Annotated in this window: 17 protein-coding genes; 13 read left to right on the plus strand and 4 right to left on the minus strand. The window is 61.9% G+C overall.

What is annotated here, in order from left to right; translation table 11 throughout:
• Positions 1-2 precede the first annotated feature (2 nt).
• The 7 genes from CO657_RS31805 (at position 3) to CO657_RS31835 (ending at position 7,745) form a co-directional block, all read left to right on the plus strand.
• A complete protein-coding gene (locus CO657_RS31805) occupies positions 3-1,250 on the plus strand; it encodes a glycosyltransferase family 4 protein (RefSeq protein WP_054184049.1) in 1,248 nt (415 codons plus the stop codon).
• Complete coding sequence (locus CO657_RS31810) at positions 1,247-2,395, plus strand: glycosyltransferase family protein (RefSeq protein ID WP_054184048.1); 1,149 nt, start codon at positions 1,247-1,249, stop codon at positions 2,393-2,395. Before CO657_RS31805 ends, CO657_RS31810 begins: the two co-directional genes overlap by 4 nt.
• 101 nt (positions 2,396-2,496) lie before the next feature.
• Positions 2,497-3,192, plus strand: a complete 696-nt coding sequence (locus CO657_RS31815; RefSeq protein WP_054184047.1) for a helix-turn-helix transcriptional regulator — start codon at positions 2,497-2,499, stop codon at positions 3,190-3,192.
• Between the two features lie 66 nt (positions 3,193-3,258).
• Positions 3,259-3,633 (plus strand): VOC family protein, encoded by a 375-nt coding sequence (locus CO657_RS31820; protein WP_003595058.1) that lies wholly within the window; start codon positions 3,259-3,261, stop codon positions 3,631-3,633.
• Positions 3,634-3,636: 3 nt separating this feature from the next.
• A complete protein-coding gene (locus tag CO657_RS31825) occupies positions 3,637-4,089 on the plus strand; it encodes an EVE domain-containing protein (RefSeq protein WP_054184046.1) in 453 nt (150 codons plus the stop codon).
• Positions 4,090-4,464: 375 nt separating this feature from the next.
• Positions 4,465-7,179, plus strand: coding sequence for an ABC transporter ATP-binding protein (locus CO657_RS31830; protein WP_054184045.1), 2,715 nt, complete (start codon positions 4,465-4,467; stop codon positions 7,177-7,179).
• Positions 7,180-7,277: 98 nt separating this feature from the next.
• On the plus strand, positions 7,278-7,745 hold the full coding sequence (locus tag CO657_RS31835) for a cyclic nucleotide-binding domain-containing protein (protein ID WP_003563501.1): 468 nt from the start codon (positions 7,278-7,280) through the stop codon (positions 7,743-7,745).
• Positions 7,746-7,754: 9 nt separating this feature from the next.
• Here the strand turns inward: CO657_RS31835 and CO657_RS31840 are convergent, their stop codons facing one another.
• From CO657_RS31840 to CO657_RS31855, 3 genes are all read right to left on the minus strand, one after another.
• Positions 7,755-8,045 (minus strand): type II toxin-antitoxin system RelE/ParE family toxin, encoded by a 291-nt coding sequence (locus CO657_RS31840; RefSeq protein WP_054184044.1) that lies wholly within the window; start codon positions 8,043-8,045, stop codon positions 7,755-7,757.
• Positions 8,042-8,500 (minus strand): hypothetical protein, encoded by a 459-nt coding sequence (locus CO657_RS31845; RefSeq protein WP_054184043.1) that lies wholly within the window; start codon positions 8,498-8,500, stop codon positions 8,042-8,044. Before CO657_RS31845 ends, CO657_RS31840 begins: the two co-directional genes overlap by 4 nt.
• A gap of 328 nt (positions 8,501-8,828) precedes the next feature.
• A complete protein-coding gene (locus CO657_RS31855) occupies positions 8,829-10,160 on the minus strand; it encodes an MFS transporter (RefSeq protein ID WP_054184042.1) in 1,332 nt (443 codons plus the stop codon).
• Between the two features lie 378 nt (positions 10,161-10,538).
• On the opposite strand from CO657_RS31855, the gene cyoA reads away from it, so the two are divergent.
• From cyoA to CO657_RS31885, 6 genes are all read left to right on the plus strand, one after another.
• Positions 10,539-11,723 (plus strand): ubiquinol oxidase subunit II, encoded by a 1,185-nt coding sequence (cyoA, locus tag CO657_RS31860; RefSeq protein ID WP_054184041.1) that lies wholly within the window; start codon positions 10,539-10,541, stop codon positions 11,721-11,723.
• Positions 11,724-11,765: 42 nt separating this feature from the next.
• Complete coding sequence (gene cyoB / locus CO657_RS31865) at positions 11,766-13,769, plus strand: cytochrome o ubiquinol oxidase subunit I (protein ID WP_054184040.1); 2,004 nt, start codon at positions 11,766-11,768, stop codon at positions 13,767-13,769.
• A 5-nt stretch (positions 13,770-13,774) separates the two neighbouring features.
• Complete coding sequence (gene cyoC / locus CO657_RS31870; protein WP_054184126.1) at positions 13,775-14,395, plus strand: cytochrome o ubiquinol oxidase subunit III; 621 nt, start codon at positions 13,775-13,777, stop codon at positions 14,393-14,395.
• The gene (cyoD, locus tag CO657_RS31875; protein WP_003595044.1) at positions 14,392-14,793 is read left to right on the plus strand and encodes a cytochrome o ubiquinol oxidase subunit IV; all 402 of its coding nucleotides are present in this window, start codon (positions 14,392-14,394) and stop codon (positions 14,791-14,793) included. Before cyoC ends, cyoD begins: the two co-directional genes overlap by 4 nt.
• 46 nt (positions 14,794-14,839) lie before the next feature.
• On the plus strand, positions 14,840-15,598 hold the full coding sequence (locus tag CO657_RS31880) for an SURF1 family protein (protein WP_054184039.1): 759 nt from the start codon (positions 14,840-14,842) through the stop codon (positions 15,596-15,598).
• A gap of 109 nt (positions 15,599-15,707) precedes the next feature.
• Complete coding sequence (locus CO657_RS31885; RefSeq protein WP_054184038.1) at positions 15,708-16,877, plus strand: acyltransferase family protein; 1,170 nt, start codon at positions 15,708-15,710, stop codon at positions 16,875-16,877.
• 69 nt (positions 16,878-16,946) lie between these two features.
• On the opposite strand, the gene CO657_RS31890 is transcribed toward CO657_RS31885, so the two are convergent.
• Complete coding sequence (locus CO657_RS31890) at positions 16,947-18,875, minus strand: hybrid sensor histidine kinase/response regulator (RefSeq protein WP_054184037.1); 1,929 nt, start codon at positions 18,873-18,875, stop codon at positions 16,947-16,949.
• Positions 18,876-18,944: the final 69 nt, after the last annotated feature.

Consider the following 18,944-nt stretch of genomic DNA (forward strand, 5'->3'; position numbering starts at 1 on the left):
CCTTGCCGCCACGCCGCAAGATCCTCGTCGTGCTGAAAGGCTATCCCCGCCTTTCGGAAACCTTCATCGCCCAGGAGCTGCTCGGCTTGGAAAAGGCCGGCTTTGACCTGACGCTGATTTCGATGCGCCGGCCGACCGACAAGAAGCGCCACCCCGTGCATGACGAGATCAGGGCGCGGGTGGTCTACCTGCCGGAATATCTGCACGAGGAGCCGATCCGCGTGCTGAAAGGCCTGGTCGCCGGGTTCTCCAAACCCGGCTTCAAGGTCCTGATCAAACGTTTCCTCGCTGACCTCAAGCGCGACATCTCCCGCAACCGCTTCCGCCGTCTCGGCCAGGCGCTGGTGCTCGGACGCGAGTGGCCGGATGGCGGGCAATGGCTGCATGCCCATTTCATCCACACGCCGGCCTCGGTGACGGAATATGCGAGCATCCTCACCGGCACACCCTGGACCTGTTCGGCCCATGCCAAGGACATCTGGACGTCGCCGGACTGGGAGCTGCAGGAAAAACTCGGCAGCGCCCGCTGGGCCGTCACCTGCACCAGGACGGGCTATGAGCATATGCGCAAGCTGACCTCCCGCAAGGATGCGGTGCACTTGAGCTACCACGGTCTCGATCTTGCCCGGTTCGGCCATTTTGCCGGCGAGCGTTCAGAGAGAACCGGCAGCGACTCCGACGATCCCGCCTTCATCCTCAGCGTCGGCCGCGCCGTCGAGAAGAAGGGTTATGACGTGCTGCTGCGTGCACTGGCGCTGCTGCCCGCTGACCTGCATTGGCGCATGGACCATATTGGCGGCGGCGAGGAGCTTGCCAAGCTGAAGGCGCTCGCCGGCAAGCTCGGCCTCTCCCACCGCATCGTCTGGAAGGGGGCCATGGCGCAGGAAGACGTGCTCGATCACTACCGCCGCGCCGACCTTTTCGCGCTCGCCTGCCGGATCGCCGCCAATGGCGACCGCGACGGCCTGCCGAACGTGCTGGTGGAGGCTTCGAGCCAGCGGCTCGTCTGCCTCTCGACGGCGGTATCCGGCGTTCCGGAACTTCTGGAGGACGGCGAAAACGGCCTTGTCGTACCGCCGGAGGATCCGGCGCTGCTGGCCAAGGCGCTCGAGACGGCGATCCGCAACCCGGCGCTCCGCAAGCGCCTCGGCGACGCCGCCGAAAGGCGGGTGCGCGACGATTTCGATTATCACTCCAGCATCCGGCAGCTCACCGGCCTGTTCGAGGCCGAATGGCAGAAGGCGTCATGACGGCACCGCGCATCTTCTTCTACGTCCAGCACCTGCTCGGCATCGGCCATATTGCCCGCGCCAGCCGCATCGCCAACGCGCTCGTCAAGGACGGCTTCGACGTCACGGTCGTCACCGGCGGCCTGCCGGTGCCGGGTTTTCCCGGCGACGGCGTCAGGACCGTTGCCCTGCAGCCGGTCGTCGCCAGCAATGCCGGTTTTTCCGGCCTCGCCGATGCCGAGGGCCGCCCCGCCGGCGAGGATTTCCTCAATGCCCGCCGCGATCTGCTGCTTGAGGCCTTCCACGCCGCCAGGCCCGATGTCGTCATCATCGAAGCCTTCCCCTTCGGCCGGCGGCAAATGCGCTTCGAACTGCTGCCGCTGCTTGCGGCGATCGACAAGGCGGAGCCGCGGCCGAAGCTCCTCAGCTCCGTGCGCGACATCCTGCAGGAAAACCGCAAGGCCGGCCGCGACGCGGAGACTGCGGCCCTGGTCAAGGATCATTTCGATGCGGTGCTCGTCCATGGCGACCCCGGTTTCACCAGGCTTGAGGACACTTTTCCGCTGACGGCAGAGATCGCCGACAGGCTGCGTTATACCGGCCTCGTCGCAGCGCCGCCGGCACCGGAACCGACCGAAACCTTCGACATTATCGCATCGGCAGGCGGCGGCGCGGTCGGGGCGGCGCTGATCGGCGCCGCAAAAGAGGCGGCGGCCCTCCTGCCCGGCAATCTTCGCTGGCTGCTGATAGCAGGCCCGAACCTGCCGGAAGCCGATTTCGCTGCACTGTCTGAGGATGCGGCGCCAAACGTGACGCTGGTCCGCTTCCGCAGGGATTTCCCCTCGCTGCTGCGCGGCGCCAAGGTTTCGATCTCCCAGGCAGGCTACAACACGGTCGGCGACCTGCTGCGCACCGAATGCCGGGCAGTCCTCATCCCCTTCGTCGCCGGCGGCGAAACCGAACAGACGGTGCGCGCCGAGCGGCTGCAGGCGCTTGGTCTCGCCGACATTCTGCCGGAAACGGGACTGACGCCGGGCCATGTGAAGGAAGCCGTCGAAAAGGCACTCGCCACGCCGCGGACCGGGCCAGTCTCGCTCGATCTCGACGGGGCTGAGAAAACCGCCGGCATCATTCGCTCCATCATTGCCGGCGACTCGAAGCTTTGAGGATGTCGATGAGCACAGGTGGGTAACCAACGGCTTCGGCAAAGCCGCCCAAATCTTATGCTGCCACTATCTGGCAGCAGCAAGCCTGTATAAGTTGCCGCATGTCCCGCTCCGAACGCCTCCTCGACCTCCTCCAGGTATTGCGCCGCCACCGTCGGCCGGTGAGTGGCGGGGTGCTGGCCGACGAGATAGGCGTCAGTATCCGCACCCTCTATCGGGATATCGCCAGCCTTCAGGCCCAGGGCGCGGCGATCGAGGGCGAACCGGGTGTCGGTTATATCTTGAAACCCGGGTTTCTCCTGCCGCCGCTGATGTTTCCGCCGGAGGAGATCGAAGCGCTTGTCCTCGGCTCCCGGTGGGTGGCGGACAGAGGGGACGATCACTTGCGCGATGCGGCGCGAAATGCGCTGGCGCGGATTGCCGCCGTGCTGCCGCCCGAATTGCGCGACGCACTGGATGCATCCGCTCTCCTGGTGGGGCCTGGCGTCAAACTCCCTGTCGACCAGGTCGATCCGGCACTTCTGCGCAAGGCGATCCGCACCGAACGCAAGCTTTTGATCTCCTATAGCGACGGAGCCGGCGTGGCGTCGGAGCGTGTGGTGTGGCCGTTCGCGCTTGCTTTTTTCGACCAGGTGCGCCTCCTCCTTGGCTGGTGCGAACTCCGCCAGGATTTCCGCTCGTTTCGCACGGATCGAATCGTGCATGCGCAAGTGCTCGACGCCCGGTATCCGAAGCGCCGGCAGGCGCTGCTGAAACAATGGCGGGAGATCCAGGGAATATCGCATCGAGACGTATGATACTGCCAGAATTTGGCAGTGTCTGGCCATAAGCTTCTGCTGTCCAACGAACAACAGGAGAGCCTTATGACCGCCAGCAACAGCATTCTTCTCTACGTGACCGACGCCCCGACGAGCGCCCGCTTCTACACCAGCCTGCTCGGGAAGGAGCCCGTGGAGGCGAGCGCGACCTTCGCCATGTTCATCCTGCCTTCCGGCCTGGGGCTCGGTCTCTGGGGCAAAGCGGGCGTGGAGCCGGCGCCGGCAGCAGCGGGCGGCGGCTGCGACATAGGATTTAAGGTCGCGACATCAGACATGGTCGATGCGACCCATGCCGATTGGCAGGCCAAGGGCGCAAACATCGTCATGGCGCCAACCGATCTCGATTTCGGCCGAAGCTTCGTCGCCGCCGATCCCGATGGGCATCGTCTGCGCGTCTACACCGTGACCGAGGAGGCTTGAGCCATGGCCAAAGCCTGGATCGCCGTCGCTTCCGCAGAGCATGTCCGCATCGGCCGTCAAGCCGGCTTCATGCAGGTCTGTCACGGCAAGGCATCACCCCTCAGGCGGATCACGCCCGGGGATCGCGTGATTTACTACTCGCCCACCGTCGTCTTTGGCGGCAAAGACCGCCTGCAGGCCTTCACCGCGATCGGCGCGGCACGCGACGGTGCGCCTTACCAGGTGGAGATGGAAAGCGGTTTCAGGCCCTGGCGGCGCGATGTCGATTGGCAGTCGGCAGAGGAAACGCCGATCCGGCCTCTGCTCGACCGGCTTTCCTTCACACGGGTCGGCCCCAATTGGGGCTACCAGCTTCGCTTCGGCCTGTTCGGCATCAGCAATGAGGACGCCGATATGATCGCGGAAGCGATGAGCTGCTCCTATCCGAACGCCGCGCCGCGAGCGGTCGCCGCTTAAGCGCGACCCCTCTTGAGATCTTCAACGACGAGCCCCCGGATTTTTCCGGGGGTTTCGTTTGCCCGCAGCGCCGATCTCCGGATACTCGCCGAGCCGCCTGCCGCTGCATATCCCGTCAATCGAAATCGATTCATGGATAAAATTATCCAGCAATTCCAAGTGTTGCGATGCCCTTTTCGCGTCTTTTCAGACGCATGGCGCTGCAATCCAAAATTCCTGTGATATAAGCAAAGTTCCGGCGAGAATCGGCCTTTCTGCAGCCGGTCTCTTCGCCTTGTTTTCATTGCGATATCGGCGGTCCGGCTGCATGGTCCTGTTCTCAGAATTGCTCCCCATCCCGGCCCCCGGAATTTCCCAGCACGCTGACGGTTAGCCATGGAAAAAAGCCTCGCCCGCTACATCTGGAAGAACACGCGGCTGCAGCAGCTGTGGATTCTGGCTGTCGTCGCCGCCTCGATGGTGCCCTATTTCCTGTCCTTCGACCTGCCGAAGCAGATCGTCAACGGACCGATCCAGGGCGATGGTTTCGAAGGTCCCGGCGCAAGGCAGACCTTCATGCACATCGCCTACGACATTCCGCTGATCGGCCATGTCGAATTCTTTCAAGGCTTGCAGCTCAACCGCTTCCAGATGCTGATGGCCCTCAGCCTGGTGTTTCTGGCGCTGGTGGTGCTGAACGGTCTCTTCAAGTTCTATATCAACACCTATAAGGGCCGGCTCGGCGAGCGCATGCTGCGCCGTATCCGCTTCGAACTGATCGACCGGGTGCTGCGTTTTCCGCCCATCCACTTCAAGCGGGTGAAATCGGCCGAGATCGCCACGATGATCAAGGACGAGGTGGAGCCGATGGGCGGCTTCACCGGCGACGCCTTCGTCTCGCCTGCCCTTCTCGGCGGCCAGGCGATCACCGCGCTCGCCTTCATCATCGTCCAGAATTTCTGGCTCGGCATGATTGCCGCCGGCATCGTCGGCGTCCAGGCCATCGTCATTCCCCGCATGCGCAAGCGGCTGCTGGATCTTGGCCGCCAGCGGCAGCTGACGGCACGCGAGCTTTCCGGCCGTGTCGGCGAAATCGTCGACGGCATCGGCACGATCCACGGCAACGACACGTCCAACCTCGAGCGCGCCGACATCGCCTCGCGGCTCGGCCGGATCTTTTCGATCCGCTACGACCTTTACCAGTGGAAGTTCCTGGTGAAGTTCATCAACAACTTCCTCGCCCAGGTGACGCCCTTCCTGTTCTACGCGATCGGCGGTTACCTGGCGTTGCAGGGCAGGCTCGACATCGGCCAGCTGGTCGCCGTCATATCGGCCTACAAGGACCTGCCCGGGCCACTGAAGGAACTGATCGACTGGGACCAGATGCGCCAGGACGTGCAGGTGAAGTACCAGCAGGTCTACGAGCAGTTCAACGTCGAACCGCTGATCGACAGCCGCATCCAGGAGCTGGCGACCGCCCCCGTCGGCGCGCTGACCAGCGCGCTCGTCATCACCAATCTCTCGCTCTCCGACGACAGCGGCGCTCGTCTCGTCGACCACGTCTCCGTCGAGATCAAGCCGAACGAGACGGTGGCGATCGTCGGCCCGAACGGCAGCGGTGCGGAAGCCTTCGCCGAAGCGCTCGGCCGCATGGTCTGGCCCGATTCCGGCCGCATCACCATCGACGGACGCGACCTGCTGGACCTGCCGGAATCGATCACCGGCCGGCGCATTTCCTATGCCTCGGCCGATACCTTTTTCTTTCATGGCACGCTCGCTAGCAATCTGCTCTACGGCCTCAAGCACGCGCCGATGACCGATCCTGTCTACGACGAGAAGGAAGCGCTCGAATATAAATGGCACTCCGTCGAGGCGGTGAAGGCCGGCAATCCGACGCTCGATCTCAACAGCGACTGGGTGGATTACCAGGCAGCGGGCGCCAGCGGGCCGGAGGATTTGCTGAAAGCCATCCGGCCGGTGCTCGATGCCGTGCTGATCTCGCAGGATATCCTCGATCTGGCGCTGCGCTCGACCGTCAACACTGACGTGCATGTCGCCGTCAGCGAACATGTCGTCGCCCTGCGCGCCTCGTTGAGAGACCGGCTGCGCGACGAAGGGCTCGACGGCATCGTCGTGCCATTCGATTTCGACGCCTATAACGCCCAGGCAACGGTCGGCGAAAATCTGCTCTTCGGCACGATGAAGCGGCCGCTGATGACCAATCGCCGGCTTGCCGCCCATCCCTATTTCCAGCAGCTGTTCCGCGAGACGGGCTTGAGCACCGACCTCTACGCCATGGGCCTTGAGATCGCCGAGAATGCCGTCGAACTCTTCCACGACCTGCCGCCGGACCATCCGTTCTTCCAGCAGCTGACCTTCATGACGGCCGACGACATCCCGACCTATCAGGCGCTGCTGCAGAAGCTGCAAAGCCGCCGCTTCGAGGATGCGACGCCCGAGGAGCGTTCGGCCATCATCCGCTTAAGTTTTGCCTATATCGAGCCGCGGCACCGCTTCGGCCTGCTGACCGACGAGTTGATGGACAAGATCGTCAGCGCCCGCAAGCAGTTCCACGAGCATATCCCGGCCGACCTCGGCGAGCTGATCGAGCGCTACGACGCCGAGCGTTTTACGCCGTCGGCAAGCCTGATGGACAATGTGCTCTTCGGTCGCATCGCCTACCAGCAGGCCGACGCCTCCGACCGCATCCGCGCCATCATGGGCGAACTTTTCGACGCGCTCGATCTTTATGACGATGTCCTGGCGATCGGGCTGGAATTCGACGTCGGCTCCGGCGGCAAGCGGCTGACCATGGTGCAGCGGCAGAAGCTGAACCTGGCGCGTGCGCTGCTGAAACGCTCGGACTATTTCATCTTCAACCGGCCGCTATCGGCGCTCGACCAGCGCGTTCAGGACCAGATCACCCGCAACATCGTCCAGGACCTGCACGAAGAAGGCCAGCGGCCGTCAATCATCTGGGTGCTCTCCAATGCGCGCCTTGCCGAGATGTTCGACCGGATCCTGCTCTTCGACCGCGGCGGCTTGGCCGAAGCCGGAAACTATCCCGAACTTTCCGAGAAAAACGGGATGTTCAAGGAACTGTTATCGTAATATTCTATAGCGGCGGCGATGGTCGGCGTTCCCGGGGGGACGCCAGGAATTGAAGGCGCCAGGTTCCAAGAACCCTGCGTCAGGGGATTGAAACGCTCATGCTGTTGAGAGACGAAGTGGAAATGCTGCGCCGGGTGCCGATCTTTTCGAGGATCGCGCCAGCCAAGCTCAAGCTTTTGGCCTTCACCTCCGACCGCATGACCTATAAGGCCGGACAGAACCTCTTCCATCAGGGCGATGTCGGCGACGCCGCCTATGTCATTCTCTCCGGCACCGCCGATATCATCGTCTCCTCGCCCGCCGGCGAGATCAAGGTCGCCGATGTCGAACTCAACTCCATCGTCGGCGAAATCGCCATCCTCTGCGATGTCTCGCGCACGGCAACCGTTCGCGCCACCTCGCCGCTCGAGGTGCTGCGCATCAGCAAGGAACACTTCCTGAAGCTGCTCAGCGACTTTCCGGAGATGGCCGTGGAAATCATGCGGGTGCTGGCCGACCGCCTGAACCACACCACCGCGGAACTGACCGCGGCCCGCGCGGCAAAGCAGCCGCAGATGGCGCAATAAGATTTCAGGTCAGGATGCCGGTGGCCATTTTTGCGCGCCATGGACGAGGCGCAATATTTCCACCTGTTTGAGTTTTTGGCGGACACGATAGATCACGATAAAAGATGTGCGTGAAACGACCAGTTCGCGCGTTCCATCGATTCGTCCGGGCCGGCCGATCTCCGGCTGATCAATGAGCAAATCAGTCTGACGCTCGATCTCATCAAGCTGGTTTATCGCGGCGCCGACATTCTGTTCGGCGATAAACTGAATTACTCTTTTGCGATCGGATGCAGCTTTCGCACTCCAGAGAAGCTTCACTTGGCCTCGCCGTTAAGCCGCGCCAGCAGTTCCGCCCGTTCCCGCGCCATCTCTTCTTCGACGACTTCGTGCGGGATCCAGACCGCGTTCGGATCGTCTGCTTCCCGGATCGCCTCTTCGACCTGTTCGCGGAACCACTTGTCGTATTCCGCCGCCTCATGGGTCCGGCGCAGAGCGGCGGCCCGATCCGGCCGCGAGGTTGTCTCGGAAACGTAATCGGCTGCATCGACATCGAACTGCGAGATGCCGACATCCTTGAGATAGGACACCAGGGTATCCATGCGCTTGAACACCCGCACCTGCCGGCTGCGTTGGGCGGCGAGCGAGCGCTCTGATTTGCCGTAGCGGATGACGACGGACCAGCCGCCAGTTTTGCCGACGACATGCGCGGCCTCGACCGCTCCTGCATCGACAAGACGGGAAAGGGTCGCATGATCGATGGTTTCTGCGGTCATGGAATATCCTCTCTCAGGCCGACAAGGATATGCATTTAATTATAGATTGCAATGCATTTAATTATAGATTGCAATGCATTCAATAATTGGAATTGCGCAGTTCGAAAACGCGGCCTGCATGATTTCCCATGGATGCCCAGACGACTGACAAAGCCGGACCAACCCCTCTTTCGTCATGCTCGGGCTGGTCCCGAGCATCTGCAACCGGTTGATATGTAGCAGATCCTCGGCACAAGGCCGAGGATGACGCCGAGTGAAGATCGAAGTTTGAATTATCAGCAAGCCCAGCCTGCACGGTTTCCCATGCAGGCCGTGTCTTCAAGCCCGCCTATTCGCGCTGTTCCAGCGCCCTGCTGAAGGCGAGCGCTGCCAGCGTGCAGATAGCGCCGGAGAGAAGGTAGTAACCGACGAAGGTCAGGCCGAAGCGGCTGGAGAGGCTGAGTGCCACCAGCGGCGCAAAGCCGGCGCCGATCAGCCAGGCGAGATCCGAGGTGAATGCAGCACCGGTATAGCGATAACCGCGGCCGAAGCGCGACGAGATCGAGCCGGTCGCCTGGCCGAAGGACAGGCCGAGCACGCCGAAGCCGATGATGACGAAGGCGTCGTGGCCGCTGTTGCCAGAGGCGATCAGGATCGGGCCGACGAAGCTGAAGACGGCGATCAGGACGGCGCAGATGGCAAGCTGGGCGCGCCGGCCGATGCGATCGGCAATCAGGCCCGACGCGACGATGGCGACGATGCCGACCATGGCGCCGACCACCTGCACCACCATGAAGGCGCCGATCGGCTGGTTGCCGTAAAGGCTCATCCAGCCGAGCGGGAAGATGGTGACGAGGTGGAACATCGCAAAACTGGCGAGCGGCACGAAGGCGCCGATCAGGATGTCGCGGCCGTGAACGCGCAGCACGTCGAGGATCGGTGCAGCTTCCAGCTCGTGCTGTTCCAGCAACGTGCCGAATTCCTTGGTCATGACCAGGCGCAGACGCGCAAACAGCGCCACGACGTTGATCGCGAAGGCGACGAAGAACGGATAACGCCAACCCCAGGAGAGGAAATCCTCGCTGGAAAGATTGGCGACGAAATAACCGAACAGCGTGCTTGCCAGGGCAAAACCGATCGGCGCGCCGAGCTGCGGGATCATCGCATACCAGCCGCGGTGATTGGCCGGCGCATTGAGCGCCAGCAGCGAGGCAAGCCCGTCCCAGGCGCCGCCGAGCGCAAAACCCTGACCGAGACGGAAGAGCGCCAAGAGCGCGATCGACCAGACGCCGATCTCCTCGTAACCCGGCAGGAAGGCGATCGAGGCCGTCGAGCCGCCGAGCAGGAAAAGCGCGATCGTCAGTTTGGTGCCGCGCCCATACATCCGGTCGATGGTCATGAAGACGACGGAGCCGACCGGGCGAGCGAGGAAGGCGAGCGAGAAGATGGCGAAGGAATAGAGCGTGCCCGTCAGCCGGTCTGGCGCAAAGGGGAAGACGAGCTGTGGAAAGACCAGGACGGAGGCGAGGCCGTAGACGAAGAAATCGAAGAATTCCGACATGCGGCCGATGACCACGCCGATGGCGATGCTGCCTGGCGAAACCGGTTTGTCGTCGTGAATACGCCGCGCGTCGCGTTCCAGCGACGATGACGACGGTCCGTAATGCGATGTTGTTGCCATAGACACCTCCTCGTTAAGGCGCTTCCGGCAAGGCGCCCCAAGCGTGATCTTGATCAAACCCGCAGGCTTATCAAGTCCGTAAGACTGAAATAGTTGATCATCGCGGCGCAAATGAAGCGTGGATGGGAAAAATTTGCGTGATCCGGACGGTGATTTCCCCTGCAAATGCTGGCCTGGCCGGCACTTGCGGATATATTGGACTGAAACATGCGCTGGCGAAAGAATCCTTCTGGATATCCTCAGGATTTCAACGCTATAGAACAACAGCATTTACGCCGCAGTGCGGCATGCTTGCTGCACTGCGACCAAACACCTCATGTCGCGATCTGGTTCAGTGCTTTAGTCGCGGAACAAACGAAACAACAAGAGCTTAGAGACGTGCCAAAACTCATGAAGTTTTCCCGCCTTCTATCCGTCTTGCCGCTGCTCTTCCTGGCAGGATGCAACATGGTGGTCATGGCGCCGTCCGGCGACATCGCCGTGCAACAGCGCGATCTCATCGTGATCTCGACGGTGCTGATGCTGCTGATCATCATCCCGGTGATCTTCCTGACGCTGCTCTTTGCCTGGCGCTACCGCCACTCCAACACGGCCGCAACCTATGCGCCGGAATGGCACCATTCGACCCGCCTCGAAATCGTCATCTGGGCGGCACCGCTGGCGATCATCATCGCGCTCGGCGCCGTCACCTGGATTTCCACCCATAAGCTCGATCCCTACCGCCCGCTCGACCGCCTCGATGCGGCGCGCGCCATCCCGGCCGATACCAAGCCGCTGACCGTTGAGGTCGTGGCGCTCGACTGGAAGTGGCTGTTCTTCTATCCCGAACTCGGCATCGCCACCGTCAACGAGCTCGCCGCGCCCGTGGACATGCCGATCAATTTCAAGATCACCTCCTCCTCGGTGATGAACTCCTTCTATATCCCCGCCCTTGCCGGCCAGATCTACGCCATGCCGGGCATGGAGACCAAGCTGCACGCCGTCATCAACAAAGAGGGCGAGTATGAGGGCTTCTCCGCCAATTACAGCGGCTCGGGCTTCTCGCATATGCGCTTCAAGTTCCACGGCCTCACCCGCGAAGGCTTCGACGCCTGGGTGGCCAAGGTCAAACAGCAGGGCACCATGCTCAACCGCGACGCCTATCTGAAGCTCGAAAAGCCGAGCGAGAAGGAGCCGGTGCGGTATTATGCCGGCGCCGATGCCGATCTCTACGACGCCATCCTCAACATGTGCGCCACACCAGGCAAGATGTGCATGAACGAGATGATGCACATCGACATGACGGGCGGCGGTGGCAAGGAAAGCGCCGAGAATCGCGACAAGCTGCAATATGACAACCGCCATGCCGACGAAGGCATCGTGGCGCCTGCCGCCACCGTGCCGGCAACGGGTGCTCCGGCGCGCAGCGAACCGGCCAAGTCAAGCGATGGCAACAGCATGCAGCACGATATGCCCGGCATGCAGGGCATGCCCGGGATGGACATGCAGCATGACGGCCATTCCATGCCCGGCATGAACAACGGCGCCGATCCTGCGCCGGCGCAGCTCAACAACAACAATTAACCTGGCGCTTTGCGTCGCAAGACATAATGAACGGGTTGTTCCATGTTTTCCAATCCTGACCTCCTGAAGTTCGTCTTCGGCCGGTTGACCCTCGATGCCATCCCTTATCACGAGCCGATCCTGGTCGTGACCTTCATCGGCGTCGTCATCGGCGCCATCGCGGTGCTCGGCCTCATCACCTATTTCAAGTTCTGGGGGCCGCTCTGGAACGACTGGATCTGCAGCGTCGATCACAAGAAGATCGGCATCATGTATGTGATCCTCGCCGTCATCATGCTGTTGCGCGGCTTCTCCGACGCCATCCTGATGCGCATCCAGCAGGCGATCGCCTTCAACGGGTCGGAGGGCTACCTGCCGCCGCACCATTACGACCAGGTGTTCACCGCCCACGGCGTCATCATGATCTTCTTCGTGGCGATGCCCTTCGTCACCGGCCTGATGAACTTCGTCGTGCCGCTGCAGATCGGCGCGCGCGACGTCTCATTCCCCTTCCTCAACAATTTCTCCTTCTGGATGACCACCGCCGGCGCGATCATCATCATGCTGTCGCTGTTCATCGGCGAATTCGCCCAGACCGGCTGGCTCGCCTACCCGCCGCTGTCGGGTGCCGCCTACAGCCCTGGCGTCGGGGTGGATTATTATATCTGGGGCCTGCAGGTGGCCGGTGTCGGAACGACGCTTTCGGGCATCAACCTGATCGCCACCATCGTCAAGATGCGGGCACCGGGCATGACCTTCATGAAGATGCCGGTCTTCACCTGGACGGCGCTTTGCACCAACGTGCTGATCGTCGCCTCCTTCCCGATCCTGACCGCCACGCTCGCCCTGTTGTCGCTCGACCGCTATGCCGGAACGAACTTCTTCACCAATGACCTTGGCGGCAACCCGATGATGTACATCAACCTCATCTGGATCTGGGGCCATCCGGAAGTCTACATCCTGGTGCTGCCGGCCTTCGGCATCTTCTCGGAAGTCGTCGCCACCTTCTCCGGCAAACGCCTCTTCGGTTACGCGTCCATGGTCTACGCGACCTGCGTGATCATGATCCTGTCCTATATCGTCTGGCTGCACCACTTCTTCACGATGGGCTCGGGTGCCTCCGTCAACTCCTTCTTCGGCATCACCACGATGATCATCTCGATCCCTACGGGCGCGAAGATCTTCAACTGGCTCTTCACCATGTATCGCGGCCGCATCCGCTTTGAGGTGCCGATGCTGTGGACGGTCGGCTTCATGGTGACCTTCGTCATCGGCGGCATGACCGGTGTCATGCTCGCCGTGCCGCCGGCCGACTTCGTGCTGCACAATTCGCTGTTCCTCATCGCCCACTTCCATAATGTCATCATCGGCGGCGTTCTGTTCGGCATGTTTGCCGGCGTGAACTACTGGTTCCCGAAGGCCTTCGGCTTCAAGCTCGATCCCTTCTGGGGCAAGCTGAGCTTCTGGTTCTGGCAAATCGGCTTCTGGTTCGCCTTCATGCCGCTCTATGTGCTCGGCCTGATGGGCGTCACCCGCCGCATGAGCCAGTTTGAGGACCCGTCGCTGCAGATCTGGTTCATCATCGCCGCCTTCGGCGTCGGCCTGATCGCGCTCGGCATCGCCGCCTTCCTGATCCAGATCGTCGTCAGCTTCATGAAGCGCGAGGAACTGCGCGACGACAGCGGCGATCCCTGGGACGGCCGGACGCTCGAATGGTCGACCGCCTCGCCGCCGCCGGACTACAACTTCGCCTTCACGCCTGTCGTGCACGACCATGACAGCTGGTACGACATGAAGAACCGCGGCTACGAGCGCCCGCTCGGAGGCTTCAAGCCGATCCATATGCCGAAGAATACCGGCACCGGCGCGATCCTCTCGGTCATCAGCGTCGCGCTCGCCTTCGGCCTGATCTGGTACATGTGGTGGCTGGTCGTCGTCTCCTTCGTCGGTCTGCTGGTCGTGGCGATTGGCCATACCTTCAACTACCGACGCGAATTCCACATCCCCGCCGAAGAGGTGACCGAAACGGAAGGCAAGCGCACCGCGCTGCTTGCCGAGCAGGTGTAATGACCATGAGCGATCAAACCATCGACACGGCCGAAAAGCCTGAATTCTACCTGACGGAAGACCATCATCCGGAGAACAGCACCAATCTCGGCTTCTGGCTCTACCTGATGAGCGACTGCCTGATTTTTGCGGTGCTGTTTGCCACCCACGGCGTGCTCGGCCGCAATTATGCCGCAGGCCCCTCGCCGGCCCATCTCTTCGATCTGCCGATCGTCGCCCTCAACACCTCGATGCTGCTGCTCTCCTCGATCACCTACGGCTTCGCCATGCTGCAGATGGAGCGCAACGCCAAGGCGGAAACTCTGTTCTGGCTTGCCGTCACCGGCCTGTTCGGCGCGGCCTTCATCGGGCTTGAGCTTTATGAGTTCATCCACCTGATCCACGATGGCGCCGGGCCGACGCGCAGCGCCTTCCTCTCATCCTTCTTCACCCTGGTCGGCACGCACGGGCTGCACGTCACCTTCGGCATCGTCTGGCTGATCACGCTGATGGTGCAGGTGTCGATGCACGGGCTGGTCGAAGCCAACCGCCGCCGCCTGATGTGCCTGTCGATGTTCTGGCACTTCCTCGACGTCGTCTGGATCGGCGTCTTTTCCTTCGTCTATCTCCTGGGAGTTCTCGGATGAGTTCGCAAGCACCCGCACATGAGGATGCCCACGAGGCCCATCACGGCCACAGCCACGGCCATCAGGCCGGCCACGGCACCTTCCGCAGCTATATGACGGGCTTCGCCCTCTCCGTCGTCCTGACCGCCATTCCCTTCTGGCTCGTCATGGCAGGCGTGTTCGCCAGCCCGCTGGTGACGGCGGTGCTGGTGATGGGCATCGGCGCCATCCAGATCGTCGTCCATATGGTCTTCTTCCTGCACATGAACCCGCGCAGCGAGGGCGGCTGGACGATGATGGCGCTGATCTTCACCATCATCATCGTCGCCATCGCGCTCTCCGGTTCCCTCTGGGTCATGCATCATCTCAACACCAACATGATGCCGATGAGCCCCGAGATGATGAAGAACATGCCGTGACGATCACGGAGCGCCGGCGGCAGCGCCGCCGGCATCGGTTCAGCCCATGAGCGTGGCTCCTTCGGACAAATCGCAAAGACGGCCTTCCCGGGCAAAACGGGCGTTCTTCTGCGTCTGCCTGGTGCTGCTTGCCGCAGCCCTCGCAGCGCTCGGCACCTGGCAGGTGCAGCGCCTCTCCTGGAAGCGCGACCTCATCGCCCGCGTCGATCAGCGTGTGCATGCGGCACCGGCTCCGGCGCCGGGGCAGGCCGATTGGGATAAGGTCAATGCCGCCGAGGACGAGTATCGGCGGGTGAGTGCGACCGGGACTTTGGCAAACGACAAGGAGACGCTGGTCTATGCGTCGACCGCGATCGGCCCGGGTTATTGGGTGATGACGCCGTTGGCCCTTGCCGACGGCACTGCCATTCTCGTCAATCGCGGCTTCGTACCGATGGACAGACGCGATCCGGCCACGCGCCGCGCGGGCGAATTGTCAGGCCCGGTCGAGATTACCGGTCTGATCAGGATGACCGAACCGAAGGGATCGCTGCTGCAATCCAACGATGCCGCGGCCGACCGCTGGTATTCGCGCGATGTCGCGGCGATCGCTGGAAAGCGCAGCGTCGGAGCGGTCGCCCCCTATTTCATCGATGCCGATGCGACCGCAAATCCGGGCGGTCTGCCCGTCGGCGGCCTGACCGTCATCCATTTCTCCAACAACCATCTCGTCTATGCGATCACCTGGTACGGGCTGGCGACAATGGCGGTCGCCTTGCTGGTATTTATCCTTCGCGGCGAGATCGGAAGAGGCCGCCGCCAATAGTCTGAGCTCCGGCACGTGGTTGCGCCGGGCGCTTGCGCGCAACCGGATTAACACAGTGTAAAGCGATGTCCGATACTGCTTACCGGGACAGAATATTTAGAAGCTGCCCATGAACCGGCCGGATTACATTCCCAGTCTCGATGGCCTGCGCGGTATCGCCGCGCTGCTGGTCGTTCTGGCGCATGTCGGACTTATCTTTCCCAGTGCATCCGAGCATTTGACCGCCATGGGCACCGAAGCCGTCGGCTTGTTTTTTGCCCTTAGCGGCTTTCTGATGGCTCATCTCTACGGTTCGCGCCCGGTGACAAAGGAAAACGTCCTGGATTTTCTGGTCAGCCGCTTTGCCCGCATCTATCCGGTTTATCTGGCTGCCGTTCTGCTCGTGGCGATACTGTCCGGCATGCAGAATCTAGACTTCGTCCAGCCGATCACCGGCGGCACCGACTTAATCCGCCATGTCCTTCTTCTGGGCTCGAGTGGCGTTTTCTGGTCAATTCCACCCGAAATTCAATTCTATCTGCTCTTTCCGATCCTGTGGCTTTGCCTAGCCCGCCCGCAGCGCTACAGCGGCCTGATTGTCGGTTTCGCGGTGGTCGTCGTTGTCGATGGCCTGCTGGAATTGCCGGGGCCTGGAATCATGCTCCTTTCCAAGCTCCCCTATTTTCTTTTCGGCGCCCTTGCCGGGAAGATGCATTCCTACGGGGATAAATGGACGCTATCCGCCCTCACCGGCATTTTCACGCTCTTTCTTCTGGCGGCGTTCTTCACGTACAGGCATCTCGTGCCCGGTTTTTCCCCCGAATTCTGGAGCCTGCAAAGCGCCTTCGCCGCAGCGATCATCGTTGCGCTCGTTGCTCGACAACCTCCCATCGCAGCCCATGTCCTGGCAGCTGCACCTATGCGGTTTTTAGGCACGATCAGCTTCTCACTCTATCTTTTCCACGTGCCGATAATGTTCCTGGTGCATCGGAGTTTTGAATCTCTGATGCCGGAAGCGTCGCTGATCGCCGTCGCGCTTGTCATTGCCGTGGGAGGAGCATGGTTCCTGCACGAGACGATAGAAGTCCCGAGCCGACGCCTGCTCGTCGGCCTATGGCAGCATCATCGGTGGCGCTTCACGGCACGCGACATTCCGGCTGAGCGGATCGAACAGGCGATCCTCGACCTGCAAGTGACCGAGAAGCGCCTGCTGAGCAGCGCGCCGGCAGACACAGCGGTTGAACGCCAGGAGGGAGCCGACCAAGACGGGGATAGAGGCGACCAGAAGCGTCGCGCATAGCACAGCCGCTCCAGCTTTTTTCGCTTTTACGCAACTCCGGAAAACCGCTTCAATCTTTTCCAGGAATTGCTAAGAAGCGACCCGGCTGATCGCGTCGGCGAGCTGCGCCTGCGAGAAGGGCTTGCCGAGGCGGGGCAGATTTGCGGTGCGCGTGCCTTCCGGGAGCTCGGCGTAACCCGTTGCGAGAATGATCGGCATCTCCGGCCATTCCTCGCGGATCACCTCGGCAAGCTCCGCACCAGTCATACGCGGCATGGCATGGTCGCAAATCACCAGATCGACCGGCTGCTTGCGCATGATTTCAAGCGCCTCGGGACCTGCCATCGCCTCGAACACGGTGTGACCAAGATCCTCCAGCATCAGCGTCGTATTCATCAGGACCAGACCATCGTCATCGACGGCGACGATGCGCAGCCCGCGCGGCGTATTTTCCACACGTTCCGGCGGGTCGGCGGGGACCTCGGTCGCTTGCTCGAGCGTGACGACCGGGAACCACAATTCAGCTGTCGTGCCTTCCCCGAGGCGGCTCTTCAGCATCAGGCGGCCTCCGGACTGGGAGGCAAGACCCTGCACCATGGAAAGGCCGAGACCGGTGCCCTTGCCAACACCCTTCGTGGTGAAGAACGGCGTAATTGCCTGCTCCATCGTCTTCGCATCCATGCCCTCGCCATCATCGATCACCGCGATGCGGACATAGCGGCCGGACGGCAGCGGCCCCTTGCCCGGCGGCACTGATTCCTCGGCCGCGCGAAGCAATATCCGCCCGCCGGACGGCATGGCGTCGCGGGCGTTGACGACGAGATTGAGGATTGCCATCTCCAGCTGGTTCGGATCGGTAAGGATCGTCGGCAGCCGGATAGGAAAGGAGGTCTCGATCCTGGTGAGGGGGCCGAGCGAACGGCTCAGCATATCCATCATGCCGCGCACCAGGCCGGAGACGTCGATCGGCTCCATATGCAGTTCCTGCCGGCGGGAAAAGGCCAGCATGCGTTGCGTCAACGCCGCGCCGCGCTGGGCACCCTGCATGGCATTGTCGACAAGCGATGTCAGCGACCGATCCTGCGGCATGCGTTTCTTCAGGATTTCGAGACTGCCGAGCACGGCCATCAGCAGATTGTTGAAATCATGGGCGATACCGCCGGTCAATTGGCCGATCGCCTCCATCTTCTGCGACTGGAACAGCTCTTCCCGTGCCTGCTCCAGCGCCCGTTGAGTCTCCATCTTCTCGGTGATATCGCGGGTGATCTTTGCGAAACCAAGAACCTGGCCGTCATCGTCGAGGATGGCGTCGATGACGATACTCGCCCAGAAACGAGTGCCATCCTTGCGCACGCGCCACCCTTCCCTCTCGAACCGCCCTTCGGCGCGGGCGATGCTAAGTGCGGTCTGCGGCATGCCGGCGGCGCGATCCTCTGGGGTATAGAAGGTCGAGAAATGTCGGCCGATGATTTCATCAGGCCGGTAACCCTTGATCCGCTCGGCGCCGAAATTCCAGCTGCTGACATTGCCGTCGGGATCGAGCATGTAAATCGCATAGTCGGAGACGCCCTGGACCAGCCGGCGGAACTGTTCCTCGCTCTGGCGGATTGCGTTTTCAGCGGCCCGGCGTTCGGTCAAATCACGCGTGATTTTGGCAAAACCGATAAGTTCGCCGGTGGGACGGCGGATCGGATCGACGATCACATGGGCCCAGAAGCGGCTGCCGTCCTTGCGCTGGCGCCAGCCCTCCCCTTCGAACCGGCCTTGCTCCCTGGCGGTCGCGAGTGCGCGCTCCGGAATGCCCGCGGCGCGGTCCTCTTCCGAATAGAAACGGGAAAAATGCTCGCCGAGAATTTCGGAAGGCGTGTAACCTTTGAAACGCTGAGCCCCGGTATTCCAGCTGGTGATGATGCCTTCGGGGCTGAGCATGTAGATCGCGTAGTCGGTGATGGCATCGACCAAAAGGCGAAAACGCCCCTCGTCGTTAAGAGACGGGTCTTGTCGATTCAGCGCTTCCATCAGGCCCTCTTGATCACCAGCGCTGTATAACGCGGCCGCGGCCGGATAGTTCCGAAGCCGCTTTAATTT

The organism is Rhizobium acidisoli, assembly GCF_002531755.2.
Taxonomy (GTDB): domain Bacteria; phylum Pseudomonadota; class Alphaproteobacteria; order Rhizobiales; family Rhizobiaceae; genus Rhizobium; species Rhizobium acidisoli.

Excerpts from the sequence above, each read along its gene's own strand:
- CO657_RS31825 (WP_054184046.1), top strand. The coding sequence starts at position 3,637 with ATGGCCAAAGCCTGGATCGCCGTCGCTTCCGCAGAGCATGTCCGCATC.
- CO657_RS31880 (WP_054184039.1), top strand. The coding sequence starts at position 14,840 with ATGAGCGTGGCTCCTTCGGACAAATCGCAAAGACGGCCTTCCCGGGCA.
- CO657_RS31890 (WP_054184037.1), bottom strand. The coding sequence starts at position 18,875 with ATGGAAGCGCTGAATCGACAAGACCCGTCTCTTAACGACGAGGGGCGT.
- CO657_RS31885 (WP_054184038.1), top strand. The coding sequence starts at position 15,708 with ATGAACCGGCCGGATTACATTCCCAGTCTCGATGGCCTGCGCGGTATC.
- CO657_RS31835 (WP_003563501.1), top strand. The coding sequence starts at position 7,278 with ATGCTGTTGAGAGACGAAGTGGAAATGCTGCGCCGGGTGCCGATCTTT.
- CO657_RS31820 (WP_003595058.1), top strand. The coding sequence starts at position 3,259 with ATGACCGCCAGCAACAGCATTCTTCTCTACGTGACCGACGCCCCGACG.
- cyoD (WP_003595044.1), top strand. The coding sequence starts at position 14,392 with ATGAGTTCGCAAGCACCCGCACATGAGGATGCCCACGAGGCCCATCAC.
- CO657_RS31855 (WP_054184042.1), bottom strand. The coding sequence starts at position 10,160 with ATGGCAACAACATCGCATTACGGACCGTCGTCATCGTCGCTGGAACGC.
- CO657_RS31815 (WP_054184047.1), top strand. The coding sequence starts at position 2,497 with ATGTCCCGCTCCGAACGCCTCCTCGACCTCCTCCAGGTATTGCGCCGC.
- cyoC (WP_054184126.1), top strand. The coding sequence starts at position 13,775 with ATGAGCGATCAAACCATCGACACGGCCGAAAAGCCTGAATTCTACCTG.
- CO657_RS31830 (WP_054184045.1), top strand. The coding sequence starts at position 4,465 with ATGGAAAAAAGCCTCGCCCGCTACATCTGGAAGAACACGCGGCTGCAG.
- CO657_RS31810 (WP_054184048.1), top strand. The coding sequence starts at position 1,247 with ATGACGGCACCGCGCATCTTCTTCTACGTCCAGCACCTGCTCGGCATC.
- cyoB (WP_054184040.1), top strand. The coding sequence starts at position 11,766 with ATGTTTTCCAATCCTGACCTCCTGAAGTTCGTCTTCGGCCGGTTGACC.
- CO657_RS31845 (WP_054184043.1), bottom strand. The coding sequence starts at position 8,500 with ATGACCGCAGAAACCATCGATCATGCGACCCTTTCCCGTCTTGTCGAT.